The 5,959-nt window shown below is 54.6% G+C and carries 5 protein-coding genes; 1 reads left to right on the top strand and 4 read right to left on the bottom strand.

What is annotated here, in order from left to right; all coding sequences use genetic code 11:
- On the top strand, positions 1 to 357 hold a 357-nt coding region (locus tag ACWIZX_RS03450; protein WP_448334817.1), incomplete at its 5' end, for a hypothetical protein.
- A gap of 49 nt (positions 358 to 406) precedes the next feature.
- Here the strand turns inward: ACWIZX_RS03450 and galE are convergent.
- The 4 genes from galE to ACWIZX_RS03470 all read right to left on the bottom strand — a co-directional run.
- Positions 407 to 1,420 carry a UDP-glucose 4-epimerase GalE gene (galE, locus tag ACWIZX_RS03455; RefSeq protein WP_322792015.1) on the bottom strand — a complete coding sequence of 338 codons (1,014 nt, stop codon included), beginning with the start codon at positions 1,418 to 1,420 and terminating at the stop codon, positions 407 to 409.
- Positions 1,421 to 1,597: 177 nt separating this feature from the next.
- Positions 1,598 to 3,637, bottom strand: coding sequence for a tetratricopeptide repeat protein (locus ACWIZX_RS03460; protein WP_448334818.1), 2,040 nt, complete (start codon positions 3,635 to 3,637; stop codon positions 1,598 to 1,600).
- Positions 3,624 to 4,622 carry a glycosyltransferase family 2 protein gene (locus tag ACWIZX_RS03465; RefSeq protein ID WP_322791579.1) on the bottom strand — a complete coding sequence of 333 codons (999 nt, stop codon included), beginning with the start codon at positions 4,620 to 4,622 and terminating at the stop codon, positions 3,624 to 3,626. The genes ACWIZX_RS03460 and ACWIZX_RS03465 overlap by 14 nt, the downstream gene beginning before the upstream one ends.
- 2 nt (positions 4,623 to 4,624) lie before the next feature.
- Positions 4,625 to 5,959, bottom strand: a 1,335-nt coding sequence (locus tag ACWIZX_RS03470; protein ID WP_448334819.1) for a DUF6056 family protein, incomplete at its 5' end; no start/stop codon positions are given.

Raw genomic sequence — 5,959 nt, forward strand, 5'->3', positions numbered from 1 at the left:
GGCGCCATTTTCCTGCCGTATGAAACCGGTCTGGAACAACAACTTTGCCCGGCCGCCGACCGCGACTGGATGCGCTTCGACGCGCAGGCGGGCAAGCCCTATCTGTTCTTCGGCACTTCACAAGCGGGCGGAGCGGCCCTCAAGATGGGCATTTATGACGGTGCCGGCAATTTGCTCAGCGAACGCTCCGCCGCAGAGTTAGGGCAAAGCCTGACCTTCATCTGGACCGCGCCCGTCAGCGGCACTTATTACCTGCTGGCTGCCCCGCTGCAGGACGGTTTATTCGGCAATGATGTGCGCTACCGCATCTGGTACGGCGAACCGCGCCAGCTGTTCCTGCCGATGGTCAATCGTTGACAACGCGGCGGTTGGAGGATGGACTGCTCCAACCGCCGTATATTTTTAATCAATCGTACCCCAGGATTTCTTTGCGCTTCTTGCCCCAGCGCAGAGCATCGGCTATGCCTTCCTCAATTGAGCGCTGCGCCTTCCAGCCGAGCAGCCTTTCAGCCGTATCGGCATTGGCATAAGCGCCGGCCACATCGCCGGGTCGCGGCGGCATCTCGCGCAGCGGCAGGGGCTGACCATACACCTTCTCAAAAGCCGCCACCAGTTCGCGCACCGTCACCCCGCGCCCGGTGCCCAGGTTAATCACCACATAGTTGTCGGGCGGGTTGCCCGCCCGCTCAAAAACGGCATCAAATTCCAGCACCGCTTTGAGGTGCGCTTCCGCCAGATCCCACACATGGATGTAATCGCGGATTCCGCTGCCATCGCGGGTCGGCCAGTCGGTGCCGGTCAGTTCAAAATAGGGCTGTTTACCCAGCACGGTATCTACCATTTTGCCCAACACCAGCGAGGGGTAACGCACATGGATACCGCTGCGCAGTTTGGGGTCGGCCCCAATTGGATTGAAGTAACGCAGGGCAATGCCCTTCATGCCGTAGGCGACGCAGAAATCCCGCAAAATCATCTCCATCATGTACTTGGTGCGCGCGTAGGGGCTGCGCGGTTTGAGCGGAGAATTCTCGGTGACCATGAAGCCCGGCACATCATCGTAAATGGATGCCGAGGAACTGAACAAAACCCGCTGGCATCCCAGCCGGTTCAGTACCCGGAATAATTCCAGCGATTTGGCAACATTTTCTCGGTAATACTCATACGGTTTTTCAACCGACTCCGGCACGATGATCAGCGCGGCGCAATGGACGGTTGCCTGAATATCGGGGTGTTCAAGAAAAATGCGTTCCAGCAGGGCTTCATCGGCAATATCACCCTCGTAGAAAACCCGCTCACGGACAAACTCACGTTTGCCCACCGAAAGGTTATCCAGAATCACAGGGGTATGTCCGGCATCCAGCAGAGCAGAAGCAACGGTACTCCCAATATAGCCGGCGCCGCCGGTAATCAAAAATTTCATGGTGTCCTCCGGAGATATTTTAACGTCAATTCGGGATAAATCATTTTTACATCAACTTTCGAGTTTCGTCCCCCTCCCGCCTCCCCCAAATTCGCAGGCGCGATTTTGGGGGAGGTGCAGGTGGGGGTGATTGGTATTGCATGCAAGGTTTTGATCTTATCCCGAGCTCACGTTATTTTATGGATTTATATCACAATTCAGCCAGTCTGCAATTTGAGCGCTGGCCTGTGCTTTTTGCGGGCTTGCTTTCGTCTGCCGGTCAATGCGCTGCCACAAACGGCACAGAACCGGCTGCATCGTCGGTGAAATATCTGCGGCCAGGCGGGTATGCTCCAGCGCGTCCTGCCAGCGTCCAACCTGAGCGTAGGCTTCAATAAAGGGCATCCGCTCGGCCGGGTCGTTCGGGTAGTCCTTCAACGAGAAGGCTTCATCACCCAGTGCAGCAGCCTGCTGCCAGTTGCCCTGCTGGCGGGCAAGGTCGGCTTTCTGGTAATAATAGCACCAGCCGTGGGCTGGCTCATTTCCGTATATAAAGGCTGGCGGCTGAGCGGGCTGCTCCGGCTGCGTCACAATCCAGCGGCTGGAAGAAAGATTGGCAGCTGCCTCTCGAATCAGGGCCGGCAGGAAGAGATTATCCCGTTCCACTTCGCCATCCACCACCCGCAGGCAGCCCGGCGGCTGAAAGTAAAGCACCACGACCCGATCGGTGCTGCCGGAAAAGGTGGCTGCCAGATAATCAATGTGCACCGGTTTTCCGGGGGACAGGTTGCTAAGATTGGGAGAACCCAGCCGCACGGCCGGGTAGAGCAGGTGATAGGCCATTTGCAGCGAAGGTTCCTGCGGCGCGTAAATCCAGTTCAACGGCGCGGTCAGCGAGTTATCGCTGTAATGACGCAGCGGCAGGTCGTTGGTCATCAAAATCGTGCCTTTTTCCAGTCCCGGCGCCCGCCAGACCAGCTGCCAGAAAAAGTTTTTTTGCAGCTCCCAGTCGCGGCGGTAATCATTGGCGGTCATGAAGTCGCGCCCACCGCTGAAACCGATCAGCAGCGCGGCCAGAGCCAGTCTGACAAAGGCTTTCAGCGGCAGGCTTTCCACCACCGCTGCAGCCAGCAGCGCCACGCCGGGCAGAAACGCCAGCGTAAAACGGTCATTCGGAAATTCCAGACGCACCGGCAGGCCGGTCACATAAAACGGCACACCCGCGAGCAGAAGCCAGAAAGCGGCAATCACCAGCATTTGGAAAACAGCCCGCTGGCGGCTGGAAAATGTGGCTCCGGTGCGTTGCGGCTGCAGGATCAGCACGGTCAGCGAAGCGCAGCCAGCCAGCACAACCCCGTAGAGAAGACTGCTCAACCGTCCCAGCCCGGTGAAAGACGGCAGCCGGAAAGCCTCCATCCAGCCCAGCACCGCCGCCGTGCGGATTTGCACGGCAGCCGAGCCAATTTGGGCCAGCAACGTGCCCCAAAAATCCCTTTGAAGGTTTTGGAACAGCAGCGGTGCGTAATTGTTAGTCTGATAGGGAAAGAAAAAGGCGCGCCAGACCGCTGCTCCGGCAAACAACACCATAAAAGGCGCAGAGTGGAGCAGGACACGGCTGAGTCGAAAATTCTCCCTCTCCCCTTTCTGCCGCAAGGCAGCCGCATAAAACAACGGTCTGGCCAGCTCCAGCAGGAAAAAGTATTCCAGCGTCAGTAGATTGATGAGCGATGTAAAAAACGCCGCCGCGAACCAACCCCAACCGCCCCGCCCGGCCTGCAAGGCCCGCACGCCGGCATACAGGGAAAAGAAAAATAAGGTCATCACCCAGAAAAAGTGACCGTACACCCGCCCAATGGCCTGTTGACCAAAAGCCGGATAAACCGCCAGCGCCAGCCCGGCCAGCGCTGCCGTGCGGGGTTGATCCTGCCAGACCTGCCGCAGCAGCAGCCAGAAGATCAGCGCGCTCAGCCAGCGCCAGAACAGGCCGAACAACTGCCACACCCACGGCAGATTTCCCAACCCGGCCGAAAATTGATACAACAACCCCCAAATTGGGCGGTTGGTGGAAAAGTAACGCGCTAAACCGGCCGTGCCGTAGGTTTCGGCAATCCAGGTGATGGGAAAGTCATCCCAGTAATAGCCCTGCCGCAGGAACAGCAAGCCATGCGCCAGCAATACAACCAGCAGCAACAAAAAGGGATAAGTCCGATCGTTTGAAAAGCGCTCAAGCCTGCTCATGGGGTGAGGCCGATTCCTCCGATGAACTCAGGATGCGGCGCACGAAATAAATGGGACGGCGCTTGACTTCCTGAAAGATAAAGCCGACATACACGCCAATGATGCCGAGGGTAATCATCAACACCCCGCCCACCACCAGCAGCACGAACATGAGTGAACTCCAGCCGGGCGCCAGGGTATCCTGCCGGTTGGTGACCCAAAAACTCAACACGTAGATGACCTCGATCAACGCCAGCAGCAAGAATACACCGCCCAAAGAGATGCCAATGAACAACGGCGCCAGCGAAAACGAAAAGAGAGCATCGGCAGCCAGTTTGAGCATTTTTCGCAGGGAGTACTTGGAATGCCCCGCAATGCGCTGGGCCGGGGAATACGGCAAAATGACCGTCTGAAAGCCCATCCACGCCACCATGCCGCGCAGAAAGCGCTGATATTCGCGCATCTGACACAGCGCATCGGCGGCTTTGCGGCTGAGCAGGCGAAAATCTCCGCTGCCGGGTAGAATGCGGGTGTTGCTCAACCGGTTAAGCCAGCGGTAAAAGGCATCCGAAGTCCAGCGCTTGAACCAGCCGGCCTGCTGCCCCTCCACCCGTTGGGTCAGCACCACTTCATAGCCGTTCAGCGCCAGCTGCATCATCTGGGGGATCATTTCGGGAGGATGTTCCCCATCCCCATCCAGGCTGATGACAAAATCGCCGCGGCTGTGATCCAGCCCGGCGGTCAGGGCGGCCTGATGTCCGAAGTTACGGCTCAGCTCGATGACGGTTACCCGCCGGTCATCAGCGGCGATCTCGGTCAGCCGCTCAGCAGTGGCGTCTTTCGAACCATCGTTGACATACAGGATCGTAAAGGAATACGGCAGTGGGTCAATAACTGCCCGCAAACGCCGATGAAAAGCCGCAATCGCCTCTTCTTCGTTGTAAACGGGAATGACCAGATCAACCTTTGGGGAATTTTCCACATCCGTGTGAGAAGAAAGGCTCATGATTACCTGCCTTGATCCAGATAGACCGGAATACCGTAATAATCGCCGATACACAGAGTCAACCAATTTTGTGGGTTTGGCTGCAAATCCAGACCAAAATTATACCGGTAAGGCGCTACCCATACCTGTGTTTCGCCTGCTTGAATCGCCTGCTGAATCCACCGTTCGCGGGCGTCCCATTCGGCCGCGTGCAGGCGCATTTGAGCGTTCATGGCGGTCAATTGCTGCAACGACATCCAGCCAACCGCAATAACCAGTATCGCTGTCGTCAACGCGGCACCGAAATTTGGAGAAATCCCCCGCGCCTTGAGAGACGCGCCCGCCCAAACTCCCAAACCAAAGCAACCCGTCACCAGCACCACCTGAGGGACAAACAGCGAACGTTCCGGAAAATAACCACTCAGGAAAGCCGAAGGGACGAACATCATCACCGTAACCAGCAAGGGGAAAAGGATTAAGATGATTTTTTCCCAGTTTTGAAGATTAATAGGCAATACAACTTGCCACATTTTCAGAAAAAAAGCACAGCCAATCCCAATTAAGAAGGTGAGTACTAAAACAAGCACTGGAAAACCCTGACCGTAAAGTTCCATACCAAATAGAAGATAAAAATTTCTTAAGAAAGTAAGAATTGCAAAATACACCACCTCAAAAAAATTCTTTGAAATTCCAATAGATTGAATACGAGTAAGATTGCCAGGCCCAAAAACCATGAGCCCGAACCCTGATAATATTCCAGCCAACCCTGCAATTGCCATGGGTATTGTCTGCACTGAGTGTTTTTGTTGTTGAAGAATACGCCTTTCCAACCATGATAAAGTTAGAAAAATACAACCACCAAATACTGCAACGGCTTCATGAAAACCAGCGCTGATAAAACCTATAAGAAACAAAAGCAAATGGGCATATCTGTGATGATGAACTTTTTCCACCTTAAACCAAAGGTATATAGCCATTAGTAATGTAAACAAACCGCCAACGATGCTTGAAATATGCAAGGTCCAAAATACCGCTTGGAATTTATCTGATGAAATGACAAAAGAATAAAAAGCAAGCGTCATCATGATGAAAGTTAAGGTTGGGGTACTTGTTTTTGGAAAAATGATTTTGAGAAGGAAATATCCGCTTATACCTAAACCTGCCAATAAAATATACGGACCAAGTGGCATACTGGCACGCCCCAATTCTAAAAGCAAAAAATTTACAAAGTGGGTCATAAAGCGACCTGTTACGGTTTGATATGTATGTCGAATCGCCCCCCACCAGCCGTAGTCCCGCAGCACATTCAGATAGCAATAATCATCGGCGTACAGGCGGTTGTTTGCAGCAATCGAAAA

The organism is Bellilinea sp. (assembly GCF_053501535.1).

Bases quoted from the DNA above. Each gene is read 5' to 3' on its own strand.
- galE (WP_322792015.1), bottom strand. From the start codon at position 1,420: ATGAAATTTTTGATTACCGGCGGCGCCGGCTATATTGGGAGTACCGTT.
- ACWIZX_RS03460 (WP_448334818.1), bottom strand. From the start codon at position 3,637: ATGAGCAGGCTTGAGCGCTTTTCAAACGATCGGACTTATCCCTTTTTG.
- ACWIZX_RS03465 (WP_322791579.1), bottom strand. From the start codon at position 4,622: ATGAGCCTTTCTTCTCACACGGATGTGGAAAATTCCCCAAAGGTTGAT.